23 protein-coding genes are annotated in these 24,946 nt (G+C 49.3%); 9 read left to right on the top strand and 14 right to left on the bottom strand.

What is annotated here, in order from left to right:
- The 3 genes from POF51_RS16760 to POF51_RS16750 all read right to left on the bottom strand — a co-directional run bounded on the left by POF51_RS16760 (nt 1) and on the right by POF51_RS16750 (nt 5,103).
- Nucleotides 1–504 (bottom strand): VanZ family protein, encoded by a 504-nt coding sequence (locus tag POF51_RS16760; RefSeq protein ID WP_271755757.1) that lies wholly within the window; start codon nt 502–504, stop codon nt 1–3.
- A 110-nt stretch (nt 505–614) separates the two neighbouring features.
- Nucleotides 615–3,863 (bottom strand): efflux RND transporter permease subunit, encoded by a 3,249-nt coding sequence (locus POF51_RS16755; protein WP_069848951.1) that lies wholly within the window; start codon nt 3,861–3,863, stop codon nt 615–617.
- Complete coding sequence (locus tag POF51_RS16750) at nt 3,856–5,103, bottom strand: efflux RND transporter periplasmic adaptor subunit (RefSeq protein ID WP_069848953.1); 1,248 nt, start codon at nt 5,101–5,103, stop codon at nt 3,856–3,858. Before POF51_RS16750 ends, POF51_RS16755 begins: the two co-directional genes overlap by 8 nt.
- A gap of 265 nt (nt 5,104–5,368) precedes the next feature.
- Between POF51_RS16750 and POF51_RS16745 the strand changes: the two genes are divergently transcribed.
- The 3 genes from POF51_RS16745 (at nt 5,369) to POF51_RS16735 (ending at nt 7,630) form a co-directional block, all read left to right on the top strand.
- Nucleotides 5,369–6,061 (top strand): CoA transferase subunit A, encoded by a 693-nt coding sequence (locus POF51_RS16745; RefSeq protein WP_015893185.1) that lies wholly within the window; start codon nt 5,369–5,371, stop codon nt 6,059–6,061.
- Between the two features lie 46 nt (nt 6,062–6,107).
- The gene (locus POF51_RS16740) at nt 6,108–6,764 is read left to right on the top strand and encodes a CoA transferase subunit B (RefSeq protein WP_048034676.1); all 657 of its coding nucleotides are present in this window, start codon (nt 6,108–6,110) and stop codon (nt 6,762–6,764) included.
- Between the two features lie 101 nt (nt 6,765–6,865).
- Nucleotides 6,866–7,630, top strand: a complete 765-nt coding sequence (locus POF51_RS16735; RefSeq protein ID WP_083261668.1) for an alpha/beta hydrolase — start codon at nt 6,866–6,868, stop codon at nt 7,628–7,630.
- Here POF51_RS16735 and POF51_RS16730 read toward each other — a convergent pair.
- The gene (locus POF51_RS16730; RefSeq protein WP_069848957.1) at nt 7,608–8,840 is read right to left on the bottom strand and encodes an MFS transporter; all 1,233 of its coding nucleotides are present in this window, start codon (nt 8,838–8,840) and stop codon (nt 7,608–7,610) included. The two genes, POF51_RS16735 and POF51_RS16730, sit on opposite strands and share 23 nt — an antisense overlap.
- A 124-nt stretch (nt 8,841–8,964) precedes the next feature.
- On the opposite strand from POF51_RS16730, the gene POF51_RS16725 reads away from it, so the two are divergent.
- On the top strand, nt 8,965–9,858 hold the full coding sequence (locus tag POF51_RS16725) for a LysR family transcriptional regulator (RefSeq protein ID WP_069848960.1): 894 nt from the start codon (nt 8,965–8,967) through the stop codon (nt 9,856–9,858).
- Between the two features lie 75 nt (nt 9,859–9,933).
- Here the strand turns inward: POF51_RS16725 and purU are convergent, their stop codons facing one another.
- The 5 genes from purU to POF51_RS16700 all read right to left on the bottom strand — a co-directional run bounded on the left by purU (nt 9,934) and on the right by POF51_RS16700 (nt 14,727).
- Nucleotides 9,934–10,830, bottom strand: coding sequence for a formyltetrahydrofolate deformylase (purU, locus tag POF51_RS16720; RefSeq protein WP_069848962.1), 897 nt, complete (start codon nt 10,828–10,830; stop codon nt 9,934–9,936).
- A gap of 116 nt (nt 10,831–10,946) precedes the next feature.
- Nucleotides 10,947–11,627 (bottom strand): TetR/AcrR family transcriptional regulator, encoded by a 681-nt coding sequence (locus POF51_RS16715; RefSeq protein WP_007728114.1) that lies wholly within the window; start codon nt 11,625–11,627, stop codon nt 10,947–10,949.
- Between the two features lie 18 nt (nt 11,628–11,645).
- Nucleotides 11,646–12,785: an ABC transporter permease gene (locus POF51_RS16710; protein ID WP_174231672.1), complete on the bottom strand. Its 1,140-nt coding sequence runs from the start codon at nt 12,783–12,785 to the stop codon at nt 11,646–11,648.
- Nucleotides 12,782–13,540 (bottom strand): ABC transporter ATP-binding protein, encoded by a 759-nt coding sequence (locus POF51_RS16705; RefSeq protein WP_069848968.1) that lies wholly within the window; start codon nt 13,538–13,540, stop codon nt 12,782–12,784. The genes POF51_RS16710 and POF51_RS16705 overlap by 4 nt, the downstream gene beginning before the upstream one ends.
- A complete protein-coding gene (locus tag POF51_RS16700) occupies nt 13,537–14,727 on the bottom strand; it encodes an HlyD family secretion protein (RefSeq protein ID WP_069848971.1) in 1,191 nt (396 codons plus the stop codon). The genes POF51_RS16705 and POF51_RS16700 overlap by 4 nt, the downstream gene beginning before the upstream one ends.
- 317 nt (nt 14,728–15,044) lie before the next feature.
- On the opposite strand from POF51_RS16700, the gene POF51_RS16695 reads away from it, so the two are divergent.
- Complete coding sequence (locus POF51_RS16695; protein WP_069849146.1) at nt 15,045–15,422, top strand: VOC family protein; 378 nt, start codon at nt 15,045–15,047, stop codon at nt 15,420–15,422.
- 66 nt (nt 15,423–15,488) lie between these two features.
- On the opposite strand, the gene POF51_RS16690 is transcribed toward POF51_RS16695, so the two are convergent.
- Nucleotides 15,489–17,687: a DNA topoisomerase III gene (locus POF51_RS16690; protein ID WP_069848973.1), complete on the bottom strand. Its 2,199-nt coding sequence runs from the start codon at nt 17,685–17,687 to the stop codon at nt 15,489–15,491.
- A gap of 203 nt (nt 17,688–17,890) precedes the next feature.
- Between POF51_RS16690 and POF51_RS16685 the strand changes: the two genes are divergently transcribed.
- The 4 genes from POF51_RS16685 to POF51_RS16670 are packed head-to-tail and all read left to right on the top strand — an operon-like array spanning nt 17,891 to nt 20,357.
- A complete protein-coding gene (locus POF51_RS16685) occupies nt 17,891–18,379 on the top strand; it encodes a MerR family transcriptional regulator (protein ID WP_069848975.1) in 489 nt (162 codons plus the stop codon).
- Nucleotides 18,380–18,392: 13 nt separating this feature from the next.
- The gene (locus tag POF51_RS16680) at nt 18,393–18,833 is read left to right on the top strand and encodes an SRPBCC family protein (protein WP_069848977.1); all 441 of its coding nucleotides are present in this window, start codon (nt 18,393–18,395) and stop codon (nt 18,831–18,833) included.
- The gene (locus POF51_RS16675) at nt 18,830–19,924 is read left to right on the top strand and encodes an MFS transporter (RefSeq protein WP_244521780.1); all 1,095 of its coding nucleotides are present in this window, start codon (nt 18,830–18,832) and stop codon (nt 19,922–19,924) included. The genes POF51_RS16680 and POF51_RS16675 overlap by 4 nt, the downstream gene beginning before the upstream one ends.
- A 25-nt stretch (nt 19,925–19,949) precedes the next feature.
- Nucleotides 19,950–20,357, top strand: coding sequence for a hypothetical protein (locus POF51_RS16670; RefSeq protein ID WP_244521781.1), 408 nt, complete (start codon nt 19,950–19,952; stop codon nt 20,355–20,357).
- A gap of 338 nt (nt 20,358–20,695) precedes the next feature.
- Here the strand turns inward: POF51_RS16670 and POF51_RS16665 are convergent, their stop codons facing one another.
- The 4 genes from POF51_RS16665 to POF51_RS16650 all read right to left on the bottom strand — a co-directional run bounded on the left by POF51_RS16665 (nt 20,696) and on the right by POF51_RS16650 (nt 24,483).
- On the bottom strand, nt 20,696–21,598 hold the full coding sequence (locus POF51_RS16665; RefSeq protein ID WP_069848979.1) for an Ig-like domain-containing protein: 903 nt from the start codon (nt 21,596–21,598) through the stop codon (nt 20,696–20,698).
- A gap of 242 nt (nt 21,599–21,840) precedes the next feature.
- Complete coding sequence (locus POF51_RS16660) at nt 21,841–22,359, bottom strand: DUF402 domain-containing protein (protein ID WP_069848982.1); 519 nt, start codon at nt 22,357–22,359, stop codon at nt 21,841–21,843.
- A 118-nt stretch (nt 22,360–22,477) separates the two neighbouring features.
- On the bottom strand, nt 22,478–23,899 hold the full coding sequence (locus tag POF51_RS16655) for an amino acid permease (RefSeq protein ID WP_017251547.1): 1,422 nt from the start codon (nt 23,897–23,899) through the stop codon (nt 22,478–22,480).
- A 116-nt stretch (nt 23,900–24,015) separates the two neighbouring features.
- Complete coding sequence (locus tag POF51_RS16650) at nt 24,016–24,483, bottom strand: DinB family protein (protein ID WP_069848984.1); 468 nt, start codon at nt 24,481–24,483, stop codon at nt 24,016–24,018.
- Between the last annotated feature and the right edge of the window lie 463 nt (nt 24,484–24,946).

Genomic DNA, 24,946 nt, shown 5'->3' with positions numbered 1-24,946 from the left:
CTACATTTTATAACGATATGCTCTCCGTGAATACAGGTAATTGAGAGCAATTATCAACAACATCGTGACAGATCCAGATGCATCGAGCAAAACATCCTGTACCATTCCGGTTCGATCCGGTGTAAACGTCTGGTGCCATTCATCCAAAACAGCCGTCATCACACTGCAAAAAGCGCTCCAGGGCATTGCTTGCCCAAACGAGAGATGATGCGAAAACACGCGATACCAGCTATAAGCCAAGAGGGCAAAAACAGTAAAGTGTGTCCCTTTTCGTATCAAGAACTCTATAAAACCAGCCGCTCCCTTTTCTTCCAAGCTCACATCCTTGCCTCCGTAAGGAATGGATATGTCGCCTATACGGTCCTGTAAGCTCTGTTCACCTACTAGCTTGTCTATCGTCCCTCGCATGTCTTGCTTGGCGTATGGCTGTGAAGAAGAAATGAACAACCCGAGTAGAATGCCAATCAAAAGCAAGTAATCCCATACTTTTCGATATCGACGCACGTGTTTGCTACCCCCTGCTTTCGATTCTCTTTCCTATCTTACCATGACGTATACCTAGTTAGTCGGTTACAGCTACGTGAACGATTGAAAAAGAAAAACGCCAACCTATTTTAGCGGTTGGCGTCATGTGTAGAAGAAGAAAGTGGCAGGAAGTCCTCTTGTACAGGTACATACTCCCGGGAATCGTGGTTCGAGACTTCGACTTGCCCTTTTTTTTGTGAGCGAGCCTGTTCCCGTTTTCTTTCTTTGAAATCGTGGCGACGTACTTGGTTATTTTCCCACCAAATCCGCAAATGACGAGCAAGGATCGGCAAGGACATCTCAGAATGGGCAGCCTGTCTTTGAACAGCTGCATGTTGCATACCAGGAAGAAGTGCCATTGTGGCAAAAGCCCCCATTAGAACGCCAAGCAACAATACGCTGGCAAAGGACGCAAACGAATCATTCCCACTCCCCAAGCCCCCAGCTAGCGGAAGACTGGCTAACGCGATCGCCAAATATATCCCCGCTTGATTAAGCATGGTGCGTTTGGCCCCCAGCTTGATACCGTCCCAAACTCGTTCCTGTTCGGCTTGGGCCTTGTACAGCTCATCCAGCGCAAGAAGTGCCTGCAAAATGATGACGGCAATGACAGCAACCATACCATAGAAGCTCATCACGTTCATCGGTCGATCCAGCCACAGCAATCCCAGCGCAAAGCCTCCAGACAAGACAGGCAAGAGAAGGAGGGCAAATAATCCATCGCGCGTTCTGCGTTGCAAAAGCAAGCTCATGATAAGTACGAGGGCAATCAGACTGCCAATCGTCAAGAATCGGCTGCTCCAATCAACCTTGTTGAGCTTTTTCTCCTCCAATTTCTTCAGCTCATCGTTGTTATATACCGTGTAGCCTTCGGGTATCGTCACCTTTTCTTGCATGGAATATGGAATGATGTAAGACCATAGCTCAATTCGACTTTGGTCTGAGACGGCACTGCTTACCTTGAAGACATACAGTCCGTCTTCCCTTTGATAAGTGGGCGGTTCGCTGCCGATCGACCAATCTACCAGCTCAGATAACCGCACCGTACCTTGTGATGTTCGAATCAATATATTTTTCACTTGATCCGGATAGTCCATCCACCCGTCAGGGAATCGGACGTGGATCGGTACCTGACGCTCATTCCAATAGACACTGCCAGCTGTTTTTTCTCCCAAATAGCTCTCCAGTTGTCTCTTGATCTCCTCTTGCGTAATCCGGTAACGTGCCAGCATCTCTTGTTTCGGACGAATGTCGATAAAGATCCCCTCTGCACCTGGACCGATTCGTTCATCTGTTACAAGTTCTCGCCCCTCTTTATCCTTCGCACTCTGTTTTTCCATGAATGCCAATACTTCATTGGCAATGTTCTGCGTCGTTTGCAAGGATGGCCCCATGATCGTCAAGACGAGACGGGTTGCCTTATCTTTATTAATGACCAGCGCATACGGATCTGTCTGAGGAATATCTCGCAGCTCTTTGTCCAGTACTTTTTCCAGCTCCGAGACTGATTGCGTCCAATCGTATTTGTCCACGAGCTTAAGTTGAAAACTCAGATTTTCTTCGGAAGCAATCGTGTAGACATCTCGGACTTCGTTAATGGCGAGCAAACGCTCCTCGGCTATTTGTGCTGCCCGCATGGCCTCATCGATGCTGCTTCCCTGCACCATTGGCAAAGAAAGCGACTTTTCCCCATAATCAAGCTTGGCGTACGGATCTACAAGAATAAACGACTTGAGCAAAAAGACGAAGACAAGCGAGGCAACCAGTGTGATTCCATAAGGCAAATACCCTTGTTCCACCAGTCGTTCCCAGCGATCTTGAAAAAAACTTGTCACCTTATTGGAGGCCCGTGGTGTTTCCTTCTCTACTCGTTCGGAAGCTTCCAGCCACGTTCCTGTCAGTACAGGTGTGATAAATCCATAGACAAGAATAAGAGCAAACGTCCCCAGCAAAAGAACGGGCCAAGCATCGTACAAGACAACCTTGTCTTCTGCCTTGAGGAAATCAGTGAATACGACACCTGTCCAACAGGCTGCCACTACGACAACCGTGAGTAAAAACGGCTTCATCAACCCCCACGCCATTTGCAAACAACGAACAAACGAGTACGAGGGCAGGCGAGAAAACTGATGAAACAACGCAGAGCCTGCTCCTGTGAACAATAGCGAAAACAACACGAGTGGCCCAAGCGTGGAGAGCGTCAATGGGATTCCCCAAAGCCACATGCCCCCAAGAACAATGCCGACCGCAAGTACGTTTGCAAAAAGCGCAAGTACAGCCCCTGCCCATTGTTTTCGGCTCAAGTACAAAAAGAGCGAACAGATGACAGCAGTTAGAACAGCCAATGCCCCAAGCTGCCTCAATGCAGCGGTGATTGTCTGCGCGTCGTCACGAAACAAATCGAGGCGGTACTTGCCGCCTGAAGCCTGATTCAACTCGGCAACCGCTTCCTTTACTTGCTTGCTGATTACAGGCACTTGCCCAACATCTGCTGCATACACCGTGATTCCTAATGCAGGCGAGCCTCGATACATCCCGATTTGTTCGCCTTTGCTCCCGCGTCGATCACGAATGTCAGCCAACGTATGTAGTGGTACGTATCCTTTATCGGTGGGGATCAAGTGCTTACCCAGATCTTGCAGCCCTTCCGATTTACTCGTCCATTGAATAATGGTTCGATCCTTATCAGCTCCAACAGAGCCTACCTCTTCCCCAACCACATCTGTCGGCAGTTGCGACAAAACATCAGCAGGTGTGAGCCCGTAGGCGAGTAGCATGGACGGTCGGAAAATGATATCTACCTGCTCTTTCAAGGCTTGCTTGTCCATTTCGATGCGAGCGATCCCTGGCAGATTGATCAGTTTGTCGTAGACGGTATTTTGGGCAACGTCAGACAAGGTCTGCAAGTCCGTGCCGTACAGCACATAAAAGCCAATTTTGCTGTCTGCCAGATTGCTTTGACTGACGCTCCATTCCTGTACTGGCAGCTGCTTCGTGATTTCTCCCAGCTTCTTTTCCAATCGTTCCTTGTAATCCGAACCGATTTGTTCCGATGTTTTTACAGTAATAACCGCCGACCCCGACCGAGATTCGGAAGCAATCGTAAGCACACTGCCCAATGAACGTACCGCTTCCTCTACTTTTCTCGCGACTGATTCGTCTACTTCCGCAGAGGAGAGTTTGGGTGCTGAGAGACTAATTGTATATTCAGGCACAGACCGATCCGGAAAAGTCTTGATATCCAGACCGAACCAAGCTCCTACCGCAAGTAGACAGCAAATGACCACCAGAATGCGGGTAAAGGACGGGACAATCGATAAAAATGTCTTGTTATTCATCCGCCACCTTCACCGCCTCACCATCCACTACATACGACAAGCCTGCCGCAACAATCTGGTCACCAGGCACAAGACCTTCCACTACCTCATAGAAGGTTCCTTGCAATGCCCCCACTTTGACAAACGTCTTTTCCACTGAGTTTTCATTGATTTTCATGACGTAATATTCTTCATCAGAGACACTGATGCTGCTAACAGGAACGAGCGCAACATTTGACGCTGGCAGCTGATACTGACAAGTGACAGTCATGCCACCTTTCCACGCTACATTCTTGCCGTCTACGGTCACCTCGACTGGATAAGACCCTAAGCTGGTATCCATAACAGGTGAGACAAACGTCACTTTTCCTTCTGCTTCATTGCCGTCCGGAGCTTTCACCTTTACCACTTTACCTGCCTGCCAATGGGCTATTTGCTCCCTTTCTACCTGTAGCTTGACAAGCCAAGAGCTCGTATCGACCATCCGAATGACCTCTGTCCCAGGTCCTGCTTGCTCCGACGCTGTCTTGGAGATCGCAGCTACCACACCTGTAAACGGAGCTTTGATCACCGCATCAGCCGCTTCCTGCTTCGCGCGGCTCAATTGGACATTGGCCTGCTGGACGCTTGCATTCGCTTCTTCGATATCCAGTGGATCGGCGCCCGTCAGCAGGTTGTTGTACGCAACTTGCTCTTCTTCCAGACTCAGCTCGGCCTGTCGCAGTGCCGAGGCCAGCTTGTCTTTTTCATCTTTCGAGATGGCTCCATTCGCATACAGAACCTCCGCTTTGGAGAGCTCGTCGCGAGCTTTTTGCATCTGTTCTCTCGCTTTTTCTACCTGTAGCTTCTTGGTCTGCACCTCATGACTCTCCGGTCCCTTGGCGGCCTTTTCCCGCTTGATTGCAGCACTTGCTACCTGTCCTTGGGCTGCGTGAATTCCTTGCTGCAGGGCCGTTCCATCTAATGTCGCCAACGTCTGCCCCGCCTTGACAGTGGCTCCTTTTTCAACAAGAATGCCTGAAATTTTGCCTGAGGCGCCAAACGATAAAGCCAGCTCCTGACGCGGTGCCACTACACCTGCGACTTCCATCAGTCGCTCATCCTTGCCATTCTCCACCGTATACGCACTTACCGTTTTTACCTTGATGACCGTTTCTTCTTTTGTTCGTTTCAGACTTGAAACATCCTCATTTAGCTTTTCGCACCCTACGAGTAGCAGGACCACAACCGTGAGACTTATCCATTTATTCGTATTTTTCATTCCTGCAACCCCACATTTCCCCCTGAATCTTCCTATACTGACAAAGAAACGACGAATATTGACAAAATATATTTTACAGAAAAAAATGGTATAGTTGTACTACTTTTCTGTCATTTTACATTATTTTTTATAATCCAAATGTCTCGTCACTTGTTTGTAACTCGTATCTTGTATGATAGAAGGGCAGGAAAACGGGGCAACTGCATTGCTCCTATTGTTAGCGCTTACACAAATCCTTTATTTTTTCATGGTGGGAGTGATCGTCATGGCCAAAATTTACACTTCGTACACGGACATCGTGGCTGATATTCACGATGGTGCCACTTTATTAGTGGGCGGGTTTGGACTGGTAGGAATTCCGGAGAATCTGATTATCGCCCTGCGAGACAAAGCAGTGAAAAACTTGACAGTCGTCTCAAATAATTGTGGGGTAGATGATTGGGGACTCGGTCTCCTTTTACGCGAAAAGCAAATCAAAAAAATGGTCTCCTCTTATGTGGGAGAAAATAAGGAATTCGAACGTCAATTTCTGTCCGGTGAGCTCGAAGTTGAGTTGACACCACAAGGGACGCTGGCGGAGAGAATTCGTGCAGGCGGAGCTGGCATTCCAGCATTCTATACCCCAGCTGGAGTCGGCACACCTATCGCTGAAGGACGGGAAACGCGCGATTTTGCAGGAAAAGAGTACCTGCTTGAATATGGTATCACGGGTGATTTCGCACTCATTAAAGCGTGGAAAGCTGACAAAATGGGTAATCTCGTCTTCCGCAAAACAGCCCAAAACTTCAATCCGATGATGGCAGCAGCCGGAAAAATCACCATCGTCGAAGTGGAAGAAATCGTAGAGACAGGTGAACTGGACCCTGAGCATATTCACACACCAAGTGTCTATGTGCAACGTGTGATACAGGCACCTTCGTTCGAAAAACGCATCGAACGACGCACTGTCCGCTCGTAAACAGCAAAAGAGAGAACCGGATTACATTCAAGGGAGGAAAACACAGATGTCGCTTACACGTGAGCAAATCGCCACTCGTGCCGCCGGGGAAATAGAAGATGGCTTTTACGTCAACTTGGGGATTGGAATGCCCACGCTCGTCGCCAACTACATCCCGGAAGGAAAAACGGTCGTTCTGCAATCGGAAAACGGCTTGCTCGGAATTGGCCCTTACCCGACAGAGGAAAACCTCGATCCTGATCTAATCAACGCCGGAAAAGAAACCGTTACGGCTATTCCAGGTGCGGCCTACTTCTCCAGTGCTGAATCGTTTGCGATGATTCGCGGCGGCCATATCGACCTCGCTATTTTGGGGGCGATGGAGGTTTCTGCTGCGGGCGATCTCGCTAACTGGATGATTCCTGGCAAAATGGTCAAGGGCATGGGCGGTGCCATGGATCTCGTCCACGGCGCGAAAAAAATCGTCGTCATCATGGATCATGTCAACAAGCATGGTGAGACTAAAATCTTGAATGAATGTGCCCTGCCGCTTACTGGCAAGAAGGTTGTCAACCGTATCATTACGGACAGAGCTGTCATGGACGTAACACCAGACGGACTTGTCCTCGTCGAAGTAGCAGAAGGCTATACAGCGGAAGATATCCAAGCCTGCACGCAACCTACTCTACTTATCTCTCCAGAACTGAAAACAATTGGGCTGTAACCTATTTTTCAGGTACAGAACCCCGTTAGTAAAATAGCCGACTTCATCGCAGCTGCGTGAAGTCGCTTTTTCTTTCCTTTTTTTGCTTGATGTGCGCACACTTGCGCAGTCGCCTCCTTCTCACCTTTTCGTATATAATATGGATGATCCATCAAATTTCCCAGTATCTGAGAGGAAGAGATTCCATGTCAGGAACAGTCGGTTGCTTACTCATCCATGGATTTGCCGGAGACATCAACGACATACTCCCACTCGCCAAAAAGCTCCGCGAGGCTGGCTATCACGTGGAATGCCCTACCTTGGAGGGTCATGGGACTACTCGTCGTCACATGGCCAAAAGCACCCGCCACGACTGGCTCCGCTCGGCAGAAGAAGGCTACAAGCGACTGGCCATGCGCGCTGACACCATCGTGGTCATCGGATTTTCCATGGGGGGACTGCTCGCCTTTCACTTGACGACGAAATACCCCGTCGCCCTGCTGTTTACCCTCAACACTCCTTATAAATATTGGGATGTCAAAGAGGCGATGCACTATTTGCGTGAGGATTTCTCTACCCACTCCAAACGCTACATACATGGCATCGGCAGAATCCCTTTTAGCAGCATGCTGCAATTTCGCAGGCTGTTGGCAGAAACGAAGCCACTTTTGTCCAAAATTACGACGCCATACGTCCTACTGCAAGCAAGGCGGGATGATACTGTCCACGCCGTGAGTGCACAAATACTCGCGACCAGTGTGGATGAAGCAGCTTCCCCGCACATTTCTTGGTACGAGAATTCCAATCATATGCTGCTGCATGGTCCTGATAAAGAGGCTGCGATTGCCCACGTCATGGCCACGATCAAGAGACGTTTTCCATCTTGATCAGCTTCGGTCGTCCCAACCAGGCGAGTGCAAGCATAAACAGCACAATAGCAATTCCGATGTACATCACACTCAGTCCTACATGTTCATCCAGCCAAAAGGCAAGGAGCGGCCCCAACGCCGCGCCCAGATCGCTCACGACTGAATATTGTGTCATCCATGCATGGCTGTTGGCCTGTCTCGCTGCTACATCCGCCGCGATTGTATCCAGCACAGTCGTGATAATCGTCGCGGTCAACTGAATGCCGAATAAAATGGCAAACCATATCAAGAGTGCGTTCGTTCCTTGCAGGCGTGTCGTTCCCTGCAACGCAGCAAACAGAAACGAAGCGACAAGCAAAGTCACGATGAACATTTTCGTCCTGCCATGCTTGTCAGACAATGTACCAACTAACGGGGCAGCCCATGGTTCCCATCCCCAGCGTATGCCTTGTACCAGACTCGCAATGACTGCTGCCCCTAACACGACTCCGCCGACCACAATAAATGGATCGCGCACTTCGACCACTCTACTTAATGTGGAGGTAAATATCCCTTGATACACCATCGTGACGAGTAGTGCCGTAATCATCGTCATCAGCACCGCTCCCTGATTCCACATACGTTTTCCTGTTACCATCCGCTTCACGCCTGTCTGATCCTGACTGGTAAAGGAAGGCCGTATATAGCGAAAAACGAGAATCGCCGCAAACAAGGAAGGCACCGCGAGAGCGATGGAAGCAACAGACAGCCCGTACCAAGAAGCCAGAATTGCTCCGACCAACATACCCCCGAGGCTCCCTAATCGATACAATCCGTTGTACAAGCCCATGAGCTGCCCGCGATTATGCCCTTCGGAAACAGTCACGATCAAGGAATACGCACCTAGCCTTAAAAATGTCCAAGCCACTCCCCACAAGCATCGCATCACAAGCCACAGCCAAAAGCCTTCCAAGCTGTACGAAAGCGTCGTTAGAAAAGCCAGCCCCACTGCCAAAATCAAACCCGTACGTCCTCCTGAGCGCTCATACCATTTTCCAACAAGGGGCCCGAGTGGTACACGGATAAAGCGGTTCACCGCCAGCAATACCCCTACTTCCCACAACGAAGTTAACCCCGCCTCCTTCCAGAAAAGAGGAAGCACCACATACAGCATCGAATCTCCTATCATACATAATGCTGTCACCAGTGCGACTGCCACGACTTGTGTCTTTCCACTGACCTCTCTCATCTCCTGATCCTTCTCTCTACTCGTTTTCTGTCTTTCTGAGCTATACCTTACGCGCAATCACTCATCATTTCTAATACATCTTTATCTACAACTCATAAACAAAAGTTATGAATCGAGGTACAGAATGAACTTACATGCACTCCGCATTTTTGTAGAAGTAGCGTCACGAGGTAGTGTCACCGAGGCAGCAATCGCACTCTCGATCAGCCAGCCTGCCGTCAGTGCCCAAATCCGCAAGCTCGAAAATGAATTGGGCATGACCTTGCTCGTCCCGGATGGTCGCGGCATTTCTCTCACCTATGAGGGGCGTTTTCTTTTTGAAAAAGCACGTCGTATTTACGACTGGGAACGCGAAATCGAAACACAGCTGACAGAGATGAAGCAAGGAAAGAAAGGAAAGCTCCGCATTGCTTCTACCTTTCTCCCCTCGCATTATCTCGTGCCACAGTGGCTGGCTCAGTACAAGCGCGATTTTGAAGGAGTGGATGTGGAAATTCGCACGCGCAATTCCATGCAATCCATTGAACTGCTTCTTAGCTGTGAGGTCGACGTGGCCGTTATTATCAAGGAATCGTGGGATGAGCTCCCTATCAATCGGCATCATCTGATGGATGTGCCTTATTGGTTTATATTGCCTGCTCACCATCCGCTTGCAGGAAAAAAGATCAGTATGGAGCAGCTCGTGGAGGAGCCGTTTTTGTTGCGGGAACAAGGCAGTTCTACCCGCGATTGGCTTTTTGCTCTCTGTCGCGAGCACGGTGTGAAACGTCCACAGGTCGGTATGCAGTATCACGGTCTGGTCGAATCTATCCACTCCGTCCGGGCGGGATATGGGACGATGTTGGCTCCTGCTCTGGCCGTTAGGGAAATGGTAGAGCGTGGGGAGGTCGGTCGAGTAACCGTGCCAGGCGTAGAGATCAAGCGTCCCCTGTATGTCTGCACGCGTGACGGTGAGACAGATCAGCGGCCTGTTGTGGCTCAGTTTTTGGATTTGCTAAAGCGTGAGAGATCTTCGTGAGTGCAGCCTTCTTCCAGAAAACATGCAAAAAAGAGGCTTTTCCTCCAAGGAATAGCCTCTTCTTATCCGCAATGCTTATGGGAACACAATTGTTTTGTTGCCGTACACCAGCACCCGATCCTCCAGATGCCAACGAACTGCACGCGCCAACACTGTACGCTCTACCTGACGTCCCAGCTGCTTCAGTGCCTCGACGTCCTCCTGATGCGATACACGTTGAACGTCTTGCTCGATAATCGGCCCTGCGTCCAGCTCTTCTGTGACGTAATGAGCAGTCGCCCCGATCAGCTTCACGCCGCGACGATACGCCTGCTCGTAAGGCTTCGCTCCGACAAAGGCTGGGAGGAAGGAATGGTGGATATTGATAATCCGCATCGCGTAGTCATCCAAAAAGCGCGGAGACAAAATCTGCATGTAGCGAGCCAGAACGATCAGATCAACGCCCTCTACTGCTGCCAGCTGCGCTTCTTCTGCCTGCGGCTTGTTATCCTTCGTAACGGGGATACAACGATACGGAATACCGAAGGACTCGACAGTCTCCTGCATGTCAGGATGGTTGCTGACGACAACCGCAATATCCGCGAACAGCTCCCCGGACTTCCAGCGCCACAAGAGCTCCAAAAGACAGTGATCTTCTTTGGAAACAAACAACGCGACCTTCTTGCGCTTGTTCGCTTCGACCAAGGACCATTCCATGCCAAAGCTCTCGGCTACAGGGATGAATGCTTTCTTGATCTCTTCACAGCGCTCGTCCAGATTAATGAGATCGAATTCAATGCGCATGAAAAACCGGCCTGTTTCCGGATCGGTCGTGTACTGGTCAGATTGAACGATGTTTGCTCCTTGTTGGAACAAGAAGTTCGACACCGCCGCGACGATACCCGCGCGGTCCGGGCAAGAAATCAGCATGCGCGCACGATCTTTGTTTTTCTCTCGATACGCGAGCCATTCTCTCTCTGATAACAATTGCATGGTTTACTCTCCTCCATCATAAAAAACAGCAAAAAGTTGTTTGCAATTATACCATTCCCAGAAGGGATTTCTATACCCAAATCGAGAGAAAAATGTTCACTTATCGATAAAAAATTTTAGATAGAGTGATTTCCAATCCCGTTTAGCAAAATATCTACGGTCAGGGCGATTTGCTCGTCGTCGCTGAACTGTGTAAATTCATCGGTATCCAAAACTTGCCGGAACAAAACGAGGCCGATCATCGAGGACAGGATCGCCCGAAAGACAGCCTGTGTCGGGAGCGGACGCAATTCGCCCACCTCTACCTTTGCCTCGATCAGCTTATTTGCCATCTCCTTCACACCTGTAAAAACTGTAGCGATCAGTGCTTCTCTGATTTCGTCGTGGAAAAAGGCTTCTTGCAGCAAAATGCGAATATGCTTTTCATTCGCCAGCACCAAGTCGATCCGGTTTCGATATAGCTCTGTCACGATTTGGGAGAATGTTTTTTTATTCTGCTCTTTGAAGATCTCACGGACATCCTTCAAAATAAACGGTGCCGCGAATTTGACCAACACAGGTGCTACGACGGCAAGTAAAATATCCTTTTTCGATTTGTAGTGGCGAAAAATCGTTCCCTCTGCCACTCCTGCTTCTTTGGCAATTTCAGAGGTTGAGCTGGCATGAAAGCCTTTTTCGGCGAACAGCTTCACTGATGCACGCAAAATATTGCGCTGCTTCTCCGTCATCTCACTCTCGTCTTTCAACTCTTCTACATATTGCAACAGGCCTTCTACAAATGTTGGCGGCTTGTTCATCCTTCTATTACGCTCCTCTTATTCGATCTTCTTGCGGAATCGCAGGATCGCGACGGTCAGGATCAAGAGACAAAAGCTGCTCATTCCGACGACATCCTTCCAGAGCGCATCGATGTCCACGCCCTTTAAGAAAATCCCCCGCAAGATTTCCAGAAAATAGGTCAACGGGACGAGCCCGCCTAACCATTGTATCACGAGCGGCATTGAATCGCGCGGGAACATAAAGCCGGAGAGAAGCACGCTGGGCAGGATAAAGGCGAATGCCATTTGCATCGCTTGAAGCTGGGTCTTTGCCACCGTAGAAATGAAAATGCCCAAGAGAAGCGTCGTCACCAAAAACAAGACAGACAACGTCACCAGAAGCGAAATGCTGCCTTTGACCGGAACCCCGAACCAATACGTTCCAACCAATAGCACCAGACAAAACGAAAAGAGGCCTACACCTACATAGGGGGTAATTTTGCCGAGCATCAGCTCCAATGGGCGTATCGGAGTCACGATTAACTGCTCCATCGTTCCCCGCTCCTTCTCTCGTACGAGGGAAAATGCCGTCAGAATCATCGTGACGTTTTGCATAATCAAGCCGATCAGGCCGGGAATATTGAAGACAATACTCTCCATATTGGGGTTAAACAGCACGCGTGTATCCAAGCCGAGTGGCTGTTCCAGCTCCCCCAAGCCTTGTTTTTGCAGCTTTATTTCCTGCAACGTGATCGCTTGATGTTGAACGATCAATTGAGCTTGAGAAGTGGCAGTCCGGGCGATATTCGGATCGGAACCATTAATAAGCATCTGCACATCTACCGGCTCGTTGCGATCACGCTTGCGGGTGTAGTCTGGCCCGATAATGAGCGCTACATTTACGGAGCCATCGTCTAACATGGCTTCGATCTCTTCGTAGCCACTTACATGGGCTGCCACCTCGAATACACGTGTATTGACGAACTGATCCACCAGCTCTCGGCTGGCAGCAGAAGGGCTTTGATTCCAGACTGCCATTTGGATGTCATTGACGTCTGTGTTGACCGCATATCCGAACAAAAACAACAGCATCAGCGGCATGACCAGTGCAATCGCCAGACTGGGACGATCTCGCTTGATTTGGATGACTTCCTTCTTCACGACAGACCAGTAACGCTCCCAGACAAAATGCCTCATCGGACTCCCTCCTCCGCCACCTGTCTGGCTTCCTCCTGCCTAACCAAATCAATGAAGACATCCTCCAGATTGCCTACTCCCAAGCGATCAATCAATTCTTGGGGAGTTCCTTCCGCTAGCAGATTGCCAAAAAAGATAAAGCCAATCCAATCGCATGTCTGCGCCTCATCCATGTAGTGTGTGGTCACCAGCACCGTGATCCCCTGTCTCGCCAGCTCATGAATGACGTCCCAAAAAATCCGGCGGGAAACAGGATCGACTCCTGCTGTCGGTTCGTCCAAAATCAACAGCTCCGGCTTGTGCAAAAGAGCGCAGGAGAGCGCGAGGCGTTGCTTCCATCCCCCTGAAAGCGAACCCGCAAGCTGCTTTTCCCTGCCGGTCAAGCCTGCCATCTCAATCAGTTCCGTTTTCCGCTGCTTACGTTCTGCGCTGTTTAATTGATAAACTCCGGCATAAAAATCGAGATTCTCTTCTACTGTCAAATCTTCATACAGGCTGAACTTTTGTGACATATACCCGATCCGTTGCTTGATTTCCTCGCTCTGTGTCATGACGTCGAACCCAAGTACCGTCCCCTTTCCCGTCGTCGGGGTCAACAAACCGCAAAGCATCCGGATTGTGGTCGATTTCCCTGAGCCATTCGGACCCAAAAAACCGTAAATCGAACCTCTCGGAACCGTCAGCGTCAAGCTGTTCACAGCTACTCGCTCTCCGAAACGCTTCGTCAATTGCTCGCATTGGATAGCGGCCTTCATTGACCTCCCTCCTCGTCTGCCAGCAGCACATCGGCAGGCATGCCAGGTTTGATTTTGTCGAGTCCTTCTGTGATGTGTATCGTAACAGCGAACACAAGCTTGGTGCGTTCATCTGGCGTCTGTACATTTTTCGGCGTGAACTCTGCTTTTTCTGAGATGCGACTGATCGTTCCCGTAAAGGTCTCCTCAGGATAGGCATCCACCTTGATGCCAACCTCTTGCCCTTTTTTCACCCGATTCAATTGTGCTTCCGGGATGTACACGACGAGCTCGAGCAGATCTGGCTTCATCATCGTAAACAAGGTAGCGCCTGTTTTGGCTACTTCCCCCTGTTCGATAGAGGAGCGCAAGAGAGTACCATCGTCTGTTGCAGTAATCTTGGACTTTTCCAACTGCAATAAGGCTTGATCCAGTTTCGCTTTTGCCTGCTGCTGGGTGGCGAGCAGTGCCCGAATTGCGTAATCGGTACTTCCTTCCTTCACCTGATCGAGATCCGCCTGCGCTCCGGCTTGCGCGGCTTGTGCTGTACCGATTTGGGCCACAGCAGCAGCGATGTCTTCTTGTGCAGAGCGATACTGTGCCTGTGTCTGAGCTACTTGTGCCGCCCATTGATCTGCCTGCGTTTTTGCCTGGTTCACTGCTTCTTTTTGCGTGTCGAGGTCTTTGGCAGAGAGTGCTCCTTTTTCGAAGAGCGCTGTTGCTTCCTCGAGTCTTTTTTGTTGATACAAAAGGGTCTGCTGCGCCCCCTGCCATTGCGATTCTGCCTGCGTCATCTGCTCAGTCGCTCGGGCTTTTCCTGCTTCCGCCTGATTTTTTCTCGCTTGTGCCAGTTGGATATTCGCATTTGCTTGCTGGACGTTGGCCATGCTTCTTTGAATCGTCGTGTCGCGTGAACCAGCCCTCGCCTCTTCTAGTCTGGCTGTCGCTTGGTCCAATGCTGCCTGTGCTTCTTCCACAGTAATTTGGTAGCTTCGTTTATCGATTTGGGCTAGCACTTGTCCTTTCTTTACTGCACTTCCCTCTTCTGACGTAACGTTTGTCACCAATCCGCCTACTTCCGCTACGATCGGCAGCTCGATGGCCTCGATTGTGCCGGACAGAGACGGATGATTTTCGGATGTCCAATTGCAGCCCGACAATGCCAGTAACAGTCCCCCGATACATATAGAGCGAACAACTGGTTTCATAAACGCTTCCCCCTACCTACGTATTGGAGTGAGTAATCACTTTCCTTTTATGTTAAAAAAACAAGCCACAGAACAAGGATCGAAATGACTTTTTTAATAAGCGAGTGATTACTCACTTTTAATTGTGAGTATATGCTCCTCTTTTACGAAATGCAATTCCTTTTTCTAGAATGCGCAATCGAAAAGAAACCCTGTCTGATTATTCATGCTATGATGAAGACAAGTCCGTTGGCATCGTGTATCAGATACCGTCGGGATGGAAAGGATTAGGAGCATCGGGTTTTTAACTACCATGTAGGGAGTGGAAAATGGCTATGATGATTAGCAAAGTCGGTCAAATCATGCTGTATGTCAATAACCAGGATCAAGCAGTGAGCTTTTGGACAGAAAAACTAGGGTTTCGTGTTGTTTCAGAAGAGAAGAACGGTGAAATGAGATGGATTGAAATTGCTCCCGCACAAGGCGCTGAAACAAGCATCGTTCTGCACAATAAAGAATGGGTTGCGAAAATGTCACCCGGAATGAATCTTGGCACTCCTTCGCTCCTACTCTTTTCGGAAAATATCGAGGAATTGCGTAACGACCTCATGAATAAAAATGTGAAGGTTGGAGACATTGTTACGATGCCTTCGGGCCGCGTCTTTAACTTCGCAGACGATGAAGAAAATTACTTTGCTGTGCTGGAGAAAAAGTAAATATAATGAGGCGGCTGACAGGAATAGTCGGCCGCCTCTTGTTTCATGCTTTTGTTTCATGCCTCTTTAATCGAACTTTAATTTGGACAGGGCGTCTTTCAACGCTGAGTTGATTCCTTCGTCCTGTTCCTTGTCTTGCCCCTTCAAATACTTGGTTACTTCTTTCTTCGAAACCTTGCTGCCCTTTTCCTTATCGCGACGCTCCTGGAAGGTCTTCAGTTTCTCCTTGTGCCCACAACCGCAGACAAAGGTTTGCCCTTCCCCTTCTCCGCGCAGCTCCAATCTTTTGTGGCATTTTGGACATCTGGCATTGGTCTGCTTGGCAATGCTTTTGCGATAGCCGCATTCCCGATCCTGGCACACCTGCATTTTGCCGCGCTTTCCGTTTACCTCCAGCAAAAACTTATTGCACTCCGGGCACCTGCTTCTGGTCAGGTTGTCGTGCCGGAAAGTCTGATCGCTGTTCTTGATCTGTTGGACGACTTCTTTGGCGTACGATTTCATCTCTTCGATAAACGCTCGCTTGTTCAAGCTTCCCTTGGCGATGGCACCGAGCTTTTGCTCCCATTGGGCGGTCAAGGTCGGCGACTGCATTTCATCTGGGACGAGCTCTAGCAATTGCTTAGCTTTTGCGGTGACAAAAAGATGCTTGCCGCGCTTTTCTAGCAAAAAGCTGTTGAACAGCTTCTCGATCACATCCGCGCGGGTGGCTACCGTACCCAGTCCGCCCGTTTCCCCAATCGTTTTGATCAAATCCTTGCTCTCGTTCGCCATGTATTTCGCCGGATTTTCCATCGCAGACAGCAGACTCGCTTCTGTGAAAGGCTCTGGCGGCTTCGTTTCGCCCTTAGTCTGGGATATCGACTGGATGTGCAGGCGATCTCCTTTGGCTAGAGAAGGCAGAATCTGTTCCTTTACGTCATCCTTCGCATCGTCTACTTCTACATCGTGGTCATACGCCTCTCTCCAGCCTTGGGAGAGCACGGTTTTTCCTTTTGCCAGGAACGTTTCATTCCCGATTTTCGTCTGGATGGTCGTTTGCTCGTATTCGAAGGCAGGCAGCAGAACAGCCAGGAAGCGTTTCACGATGAGGTCAAAAATCTTGCGCTCCTTATCGCTCAAATCACCGAGAAAAACAGCTTGCTCTGTCGGGATGATCGCATGATGGTCCGATACTTTGCTGTCATCCACGAACGATTTGTTCGCTTTGATCGGCGCACGCAGGATTCTGGCAGCGAGAGGCGCATATGGCTTCATTTGGACAGCCTTGATTCGATCCGGCAGCGTCTCGACGATATCAGCAGAGAGATAGCGAGAGTCCGTTCGTGGATACGTCACTGCCTTGTGATGCTCATATAGCCCTTGCATGATGGACAGCGTCTGCTTTGGTGAGTAGCCAAACATCCGGTTGGCATCCCGTTGCAGCTCCGTCAAATCGTACAGCTGTGGAGCATACGTCTTTTTGTGTGCACGAGTAATCTCGATGACTTCTGCGCTTTTCTCCTGTTTGAGAGAAGCTGTGAGCTGATCCGCTTTCTCCTTGGAAAACGTTTTGACATCCTTCGTTTGCTGATCTTGCCATTGGAGCTGAATCGGACCTTGGGCCACCGCAGACAGCCCGTAAAATGGCTTGGGTGTAAAGCGACGAATCTCCTCTTCTCGCGATGCCACAATAGCGAGTGTTGGCGTCTGGACTCGACCGCATGAGAGCTGTGCGTTATGCTTGCACGTCAAAGCGCGGGTGGCATTGATACCTACGAGCCAGTCTGCTTCTGCACGAGCAGCGGCGGAGGCAAACAAGTTTTCATAGTTTTTGCCGTCCTTTAGATTGCGGAAGCCTTCTCGGATCGCTTTGTCTGTCACCGAGGAAATCCACAAACGCTTGATTGGTTTATTCACGTGAACCAGCTCGAGAATCCACCGGGCAACGAGCTCTCCTTCACGCCCTGCATCCGTCGCAATGACGATCTGCCCGACATCGTTGCGTCTCAATTGTTGTTTGACGACCTGAAATTGCCTGTTGCTTTCCTTGATCACGACCAAACGCAATGGGGACGGCATAATCGGCAAATCCTCGATTCGCCACGAGCTGAATTGCTGCCCGTACGCTTCAGGGTCAGCGAGAGTGACCAAATGCCCAAGCGCCCACGTTACGATATATTTATCTCCTTCAAAAAAGCCATTTCCTTTTTTGTGACACTGCAATACTTTGGCAATGTCGCGTCCAACCGAAGGCTTTTCTGCCAGTACAACTGTTTTACTCATGTACGACATCCTTTCAAACCAATTCAACAATCTGTATCCATTGTAAACAAAAAAGCAGGAAGAAGGGGCTTTTAAATGTTCCGAGATCATAAAGTTTTAGACGAATTGGAAAAAACTTCATAAGGCTCCTTGACCATTACGTAACGTAACGGTTTATAGTGAAGTCACCGGTGAAACGCTAGCGACCCAGAAAGGGGCTGATCATGAAGCAACAGTGGAAAGTCGGAGAACTTGCGAAAATGGCGGGTATTACGATACGAACTTTGCGTTTTTACGATCAGATAGGCTTATTTTCACCATCCGGCTATTCGCCATCCGGATACAGACTCTACACTGAAAAGGACATTTCACGTCTACAGCAAATTTTGTCCTTAAAGGAGTTGGGGCTATCGCTGGAGCAGATTAAAGCCGTTATGGCCGGAGACCAACTCAGCCTGTCAGACATTGTTACCATTCAAATAGATAGCCTGAAAGAAAGTATCCGCATGCAGCAGAAACTCTTGCATGAGCTTGAGATTGTATCGAGCCGAATGCAAAGGAACGAACCGTTTACCGTTGAGCATTTCATGAACATCATACGGACGATGAGAATGAAGCATGAGAAATTTTTCGCCGAGAGAAAATCGAGTATGGATCACCACCTCGACCGACTTGGTGAATATTTAGACGAGCATCCGGAAGACCCCGGATAAGGAGGTTTCGACTGTGAGTGAACGATCTGCCAAACATTCCACATTTGTTATCGAAAGGAACTATAAACATGCCCCTGCCCGTGTATTCGCTGCATGGGCGGGTCAAGCAGCCAAAGCCGGCTGGTTTCCTAAAGCCGAAGAGTTCGACTTCCGCGTCGGCGGACGCGAATTCAATCGCGGTGGTCCGCCTGGGGGACCCGTTTACACATTCGATGCCTGCTATCAGGAGATCGTTCAGAATAGGCGACTTGTATACTCATATACGCTGGACATGGAAGACAAGCGGATGTCTGTCTCCGTGACGACGGTGGAATTCGATTCCGTGGAAGGCGGCACGCGCTTGATCTATACCGAGCAGGGCGTTTTTCTTGACGATCTCGATACGGCTGAACAGCGTGAGCACGGAACAAAGGTGATGTTAGATCGGCTCGGAGAGGTTCTGGACGGCCAATGAAAGAGGCTGCAATTGAATCAAATATCCGGGCCGGTTTGAACGAATGGATTGGGCTTGCCGTGCTTTCTTTGCCTGCCTTGCTCGTTTCGGTTGACTTGTCCGTCATGATTCTCGCACTTCCTCACATAAGCGTCTCTCTCGGCGCTGACAGTACAGAGCAGCTATGGATCATGGACATTTACGGCTTCATGCTCTCGGGGTGTCTGATCACGATGGGCTCGCTCGGAGATCGGCTCGGCCGCCGTAAGTTACTAATGATCGGCGCAGCGGCATTCGGTTCGGCTTCGGTGTTGGCCGCTTACTCCAGCACCTCTGGAATGTTGATTGCAGCACGGGCGCTACTCGGCATAGCCGGGGCGTCGATATCGCCTTCGTCCCTGGCATTGATCAGCAATATGTTCCGCGATCATAAGCAGCGTTCCCTCGCCATAGGCATATGGTTCATGTGCTCCATGGGAGGCATGGCGCTTGGCCCAGTAGTCGGCGGGATGATGCTGGAGCATTTTTCATGGGGTTCGATTTTTCTACTCGGCGTTCCAGTCATGGCGCTGCTGTTGTTGACTGCATCCCATCTTCTGCCCGAATATCGGGATCCCGCACCTGGTCATTTGGATATGACTAGCGTCATGCTGTCGATGTGCACCATTCTACCGGCAATATACGGCCTAAAGGAAATCGCTAAGCAAGGTCTACATATCTTGCCGCTCATTGCCATCGTGGCAGGTGTTGTTTTCGGGACGTTATTCGTAAGACGGCAGCAACGGTTGGACAGTCCGCTAATGGATTTGCGCCTATTCGCAACCCCCGCCTTCAGCACAGCACTGGGCGGCATGTTCGGCATCACATTGACAGGCGCTTCCATGCTCTTCATCGCACAGCATCTTCAATTCGTGGAAGGACTATCGCCGTTTGCGGCAGCGATGTGCATGCTCCCGGGAGTGGTTGCGTCGATGGCAGGCATGTTGTTGTCGCCGACCGTCGCTCCTTATCGGGGCAGGCCTTGCCGTCTCGGCGACTGGTTGTATTCTACTGTCCCAGGTAGGAGCGGGATCCGGACTCTCTACCCTGATCGTCGGTTATATCTTTTTTAATATGGGAGCAGCCCCGTTTGCGAGCTTGTCCAGCGATCTAATTATCGGCTCAGCCCCTCCTGCGAAGGCGGGTTCGGCGGCGTCCTTGCTGCAAACGAGCGGTGAATTCGCATTCGCACTGGGTATCGCTGTATTAGGCAGCATCGGAACATACGTGTACCGCACTCAAATTGCCGGCTTCATACCGGGAGATGTAACGACCTCCACATCCGCAGCCTCCCGCGAAAGTCTCGCTGGGGCAGTCTCGGCAGCTAAAGCTTTACCCGAACCTATTGGTTCAACACTTCTTCATGGCGCCCAGATAGCATTTACCGACAGCATGCATGCTGTTGTGGCCGTTAGTGGCGGGCTCATGATCGCTATCGCCATACTCACCGTGATCAAGCTTCGGCATATCCCCCGCATCGGGCAGAAAACACCAGGTGAGATGTAATTGTCTGCGGCAGTCTAGGACTTTATTTTCTCGTCCTAGGCTGCCCATGTCTCTTTTAGCAGGATCTATCTAAAACCTATAGTTCGAAGGCTGTCTCATGGATGCGAGACAACCTTTTCATAAACGCAAGCGCACCAATCGGCAATTCAAACATCCCTGTAACGATTGTAAACAAAAAAGCCGTAGGAGGGGAAATCGGATGCAGGAATGAATGAAAAAAGGGCCGTCTCTGGAATAGGGACAACCCTTCTATCTTTACATTTCACCCTATACACTTGTCGCCCTTTCCTGTAGCAGTCGCAACAGAGGTGTCAAAGAAAGATGCTTCACGATTTCTTCTACTCAACCTCTGTTGAGAGGTCACCTAATTCTAGATCATCCCCTCCATCAGATGGGGTGCCTGTTGAAAACACGGAAAGATATTTATAGCTTTCATTCCCTGATGTATCCTTAACTGCTCCTTGGACTACCGCTAAGTAGTACTCTGCATTATTTTTTAAAGGTGCATTCGGTTTGATCGTTACCGTGTCATTATTGACGATAAAAGTTGCAGGAACCTCCGCAGCATTTTCATCCATTAATAAGAATTCGTTTGTTCCACTTTTCACTTTGCGATCATACTTAATTTTAATCACCGCATTTACATCCACTTTTGTTTCCTCTTCATACGGCACTACATCGATTACTATAGGCGCTTGGTTGTTGCTGGTCACAAACTGAGATAAATACTTATCGATCGATTTAGTAGAATCAGTGGTGCTTACAATTGCTCCTTTGTCGATCTCGATCGCATATTTCGTATTTGATTTCAACGTCTTGTCAGGACGAATATAGAGTGTGTTATTTTTAATCTCCAATTTTCCGCTGACTGGTGATTTTCCTTCAACCTTATAGAGAGATACTACTGTTGACGGATCATTGTCAAAAGCAATTGGCACCGAGAATGTTAGCGCAGGTTGAATGTTTGTAGGAACATCTGTCTGCGCAATAATAGGATTAGAAACTGATACGAACACATCCCCAGGTTTTGGATAACTGATTAGGTTGTCGGAAATATACGTGCTATTGAGCTGGTATTCACTTTCGAATTTCGCGTCAATTTCCTCTAGCTGCTCATCATCAAGGAACTGATTCGGTACACCAAGCTCTTCTTGCTCCGATTTTGCTGATACGTTGTTGCTGTTTAGCGTTAGACTGAACATGAGTGTTACTGCGAGTAAGGCTTGAAATAAACTCTTCATACTTCTCCTCCAAAATGGTTTGTTTGTTCATAAAAATCGTATTTCATTTTTAAGGCGTAACATACAGTTTTTTACACGAAATAAAAATACGGTTATTTTGGACTAAGATCTCTTTCATCCATCGTGACCTTCCTAAATTAGAAAACTCGGAGCAAGCTCCAGGCCTCCGTCTCCACTCCAAAAAGCGGTACGTCGACCAAAAAAAGAACGAAAGCAACAACCGCCTTCGTTCTTTCATACGTTTATGCAAAAAAATTCGGAAAGTCAAAATCATCCCGTTTGTCCGCCAAAATATTTCGTAATAAAAGATCAGCGGTCTCGGAGGCAAACTGGTGATCCTCGCTCGTGATAACGCCTTTTTTCAATGCCTCATCGAGCTCATCCTGATCAAGCAGGTATACTTCTCCTGTCGGCAGTACCACGATGTCGAGGTACAGATCGTCATACCAGATATGCCCGTTCTCATCCTTGCCATGTCCCCGGCAAATATCGATATACCATTGCACCGTATTCCCTAACGCATCCATCATTTTCGTAACGGCATAAGCTTGACCATGGGGAAAATACTGCAAGTACACATATCCTCGATCGCCCACACACAGAGTTTTATCCCCGACAGGCATGTAAGCAGGCTCACTTACTTCGTCCAAAGTCAGACGGACAGTGTACCCAGAGAAAGATAAAGCTTCTACCCACTTTTGCTGGTAGCCCAATCGCTTCACGCGTCTCCAACCAGGTCGATCTGCTCGTTTTCGCTTCATAGCCTGCTCTCCCTCGTCGTTTTGGTTGCTTTTACTCTACCATGAATGGGATCGCTTTGTCAGATAGCAAACAAAGACATGCTCACGTAGAACATGCCTAAACGGATGAACCTGCCACTTATGTTTGGGAGGAGTCGTCTTTTGCTGCCAATCGACTGTGTTTGCGCCCATAAAGGAAATAGACGATCGCTCCGACCGACAGCCAACCGAGAAAACCGATCTTGGTCAGCGTAGGCAGGTTGAAAACGAGATATCCGCAAAAGAGAACCGCAAGCAAGGGAACAAGCGGAACAAACGGGACCCGGAAAGCCCGCGGTAATTGCGGGTGAGTGCGGCGCAGTACAACTAGTCCAATCGAGACCAAAATAAAAGCAAACAGCGTTCCGATGTTAGTGAGCTGGGCCAAGCTAGAGAGGGGCAATAATCCACCGAAGGTTGCAACTAATACTGCCACGACGAGCGTGCTCTTTTGTGGTACCTGTGTGCGGGGATGTACGTGCGAGAAGAGCTCAGGGAGCAAGCCATCTCGGCTCATCGCAAAAAACATCCGGGCTTGTCCATACATCATGACTAACAAAACGGTCGTGATCCCGACGATAGCACCCAACGAAATGAAGCCGGCTACCCAGTCCTGATTGACATAACTGAGCGCAAACGCTACCGGATTTTTGACATTCAACAATTTGTACGGAACAATCCCTGTCAATGTCAGCGAGACAGCAATGTACAAAATCGTGCACACGAGTAAGGACGAGATGATCCCGATTGGCATGTCGCGCTGGGGATTGCGCACTTCTTCGGCCGCACTGGACACCGCATCAAACCCGATAAAAGCAAAAAACACCGTTGCGGCACCAGTCGCTACTCCCGCAAAACCAAACGGCATAAATGGACTCCAGTTTTCCGGCTTGACATACATGACCCCAACGACGAGGAACAGGACAACTACCGTTATTTTTATTAACACCATGATGGTATTCAAGCTCGCTGACTCTCTCGTTCCCTTCATCAACAAAGCTGTAATGATGACAATGATGAGGACCGCAGGTAGATCGATGATCGTTCCTTTCGATGCATCAAACGCACTCGTGAGCGCATGCGGCAGGTGGATGTTAAACCCGGCTAGCAATCCCTGTGCATACCCCGACCATCCGCTTGCCACCGCAGCACAAGCCACTCCGTATTCGAGAATCAAGTCCCACCCAATCATCCAGGCGACAAACTCGCCAAATGCCGCATAGCTGTATGTATATGCGCTTCCCGACACTGGAACAGTCGAAGCAAATTCCGCATAGCAGAGTGCGGCAAACACACAGGCAAGTGCCGCAATAACAAAAGACAAAACAAGTGCTGGCCCAGCGTGCAAGGCAGCGGCAACTCCCGTTAACACAAAAATCCCTGTTCCCATGATCGCGCCGATGCCCAGCATCGTGAGGTCAAAAGCACCTAGTGACTTTTTGAGAGAGCTTTCGTTTTTATCCACCTGCTCCAGCATTTGTGCAACTGACTTTTTCCTCAGCAATTGATTTTTCCATGACATCATGTGCGACCTCCCAAGCGGGTCATTCACTTCCAACTGTGATTGAAAACAGTTGGAGTATGATCCGTTTGGAGGAAAATTATGCACATGTGCAGTTTGGGCGGATTTTGTCAGGGCTACCTACTTGCTAATCCGCGCCCAATGACATTGGCGGAAACTGGCGTAATCCCAAGCTCTCTCGCCCAAATGGACAACTGTCCCATGTGATGAATCTCGTGGGCGATGACATGGCGAAGCAGCTCCCCCTTCGTGTACACTTCATCATCCCAGGCGACCTTTACCGATTCGTTCTCCATCTCGTCTGACCAATTCTCGATGAAATCACGCAATTCTATGCGCCATGCATCTGATAGTTCTTTTACCTTTTCCAGAGACTTGTAATCTTCATACGATACCTGAATATCCGGCTTCCCCTGTACACCTCGAAGCCAGCTATACTCCACATCTGTAATGTGAAACAGCGTGTACAAAATCGTGCCAGCCCCACCTGTACGCTCGCGGAGCAATTCATCTGACGACAGCTGCTTACACCATCCCATCCACTCGTCCCGTACCTGCCAGTTATACTGGAAAAACATTTTCATTGGATTCTCTCCTTGTTTGATCATTATGTAGATTAGGAAAATTTTAACTAATTATAGCACATATGTTCCCGTTTCGTAAAACCATTAGGGGTTTTCTTCTAACCGTAGTGGTCGGGTGAAGCCCTGCCACATGTTTTCCAGTCGCCTGTATCCTCTCTTCGTTCGGGCGGTCTCCTTCCAAACATGTGACAGTGCTTTCGTGTAGCTTTGATCTCTTCCAGCTGTTAGATAAATAATGGTGACCGTTCAAAGAAGCCTCCTCGAATTTACTTTCGGACTTATTAACCAAAGCCGCGTAGGAAGAAGTGCATTTCCAGTCCAAGCGCCTCTGGAGCCCACCTTAGCGCAGGAAAAATGGCGGGGAATTTCAGCTTCACTTATGGATTACCTCCTCGAAACTTCTACGTTTGAAGCGCTCCCACCATTTATTCCGGAGCGGACAGTCAATCCCCCTTGCGGGGCG

Source organism: Brevibacillus sp. AG (assembly GCF_028369215.1).
GTDB classification, from domain to species: Bacteria; Bacillota; Bacilli; order Brevibacillales; family Brevibacillaceae; genus Brevibacillus; species Brevibacillus porteri.
The sequence above is the reverse complement of the archived record's forward strand: the minus strand, read 5'-3'. Positions and strand labels throughout refer to the sequence as shown.

Excerpts from the sequence above, each read along its gene's own strand:
- POF51_RS16755 (WP_069848951.1), bottom strand. The coding sequence starts at position 3,863 with ATGAATAACAAGACATTTTTATCGATTGTCCCGTCCTTTACCCGCATT.
- POF51_RS16750 (WP_069848953.1), bottom strand. The coding sequence starts at position 5,103 with ATGAAAAATACGAATAAATGGATAAGTCTCACGGTTGTGGTCCTGCTA.
- POF51_RS16745 (WP_015893185.1), top strand. The coding sequence starts at position 5,369 with ATGGCCAAAATTTACACTTCGTACACGGACATCGTGGCTGATATTCAC.
- POF51_RS16740 (WP_048034676.1), top strand. The coding sequence starts at position 6,108 with ATGTCGCTTACACGTGAGCAAATCGCCACTCGTGCCGCCGGGGAAATA.
- POF51_RS16730 (WP_069848957.1), bottom strand. The coding sequence starts at position 8,840 with ATGAGAGAGGTCAGTGGAAAGACACAAGTCGTGGCAGTCGCACTGGTG.
- POF51_RS16725 (WP_069848960.1), top strand. The coding sequence starts at position 8,965 with ATGAACTTACATGCACTCCGCATTTTTGTAGAAGTAGCGTCACGAGGT.
- purU (WP_069848962.1), bottom strand. The coding sequence starts at position 10,830 with ATGCAATTGTTATCAGAGAGAGAATGGCTCGCGTATCGAGAGAAAAAC.
- POF51_RS16715 (WP_007728114.1), bottom strand. The coding sequence starts at position 11,627 with ATGAACAAGCCGCCAACATTTGTAGAAGGCCTGTTGCAATATGTAGAA.
- POF51_RS16710 (WP_174231672.1), bottom strand. The coding sequence starts at position 12,785 with ATGAGGCATTTTGTCTGGGAGCGTTACTGGTCTGTCGTGAAGAAGGAA.
- POF51_RS16705 (WP_069848968.1), bottom strand. The coding sequence starts at position 13,540 with ATGAAGGCCGCTATCCAATGCGAGCAATTGACGAAGCGTTTCGGAGAG.
- POF51_RS16700 (WP_069848971.1), bottom strand. The coding sequence starts at position 14,727 with ATGAAACCAGTTGTTCGCTCTATATGTATCGGGGGACTGTTACTGGCA.
- POF51_RS16695 (WP_069849146.1), top strand. The coding sequence starts at position 15,045 with ATGATTAGCAAAGTCGGTCAAATCATGCTGTATGTCAATAACCAGGAT.
- POF51_RS16690 (WP_069848973.1), bottom strand. The coding sequence starts at position 17,687 with ATGAGTAAAACAGTTGTACTGGCAGAAAAGCCTTCGGTTGGACGCGAC.
- POF51_RS16685 (WP_069848975.1), top strand. The coding sequence starts at position 17,891 with ATGAAGCAACAGTGGAAAGTCGGAGAACTTGCGAAAATGGCGGGTATT.
- POF51_RS16675 (WP_244521780.1), top strand. The coding sequence starts at position 18,830 with ATGAAAGAGGCTGCAATTGAATCAAATATCCGGGCCGGTTTGAACGAA.
- POF51_RS16665 (WP_069848979.1), bottom strand. The coding sequence starts at position 21,598 with ATGAAGAGTTTATTTCAAGCCTTACTCGCAGTAACACTCATGTTCAGT.
- POF51_RS16660 (WP_069848982.1), bottom strand. The coding sequence starts at position 22,359 with ATGAAGCGAAAACGAGCAGATCGACCTGGTTGGAGACGCGTGAAGCGA.
- POF51_RS16655 (WP_017251547.1), bottom strand. The coding sequence starts at position 23,899 with ATGTCATGGAAAAATCAATTGCTGAGGAAAAAGTCAGTTGCACAAATG.
- POF51_RS16650 (WP_069848984.1), bottom strand. The coding sequence starts at position 24,483 with ATGAAAATGTTTTTCCAGTATAACTGGCAGGTACGGGACGAGTGGATG.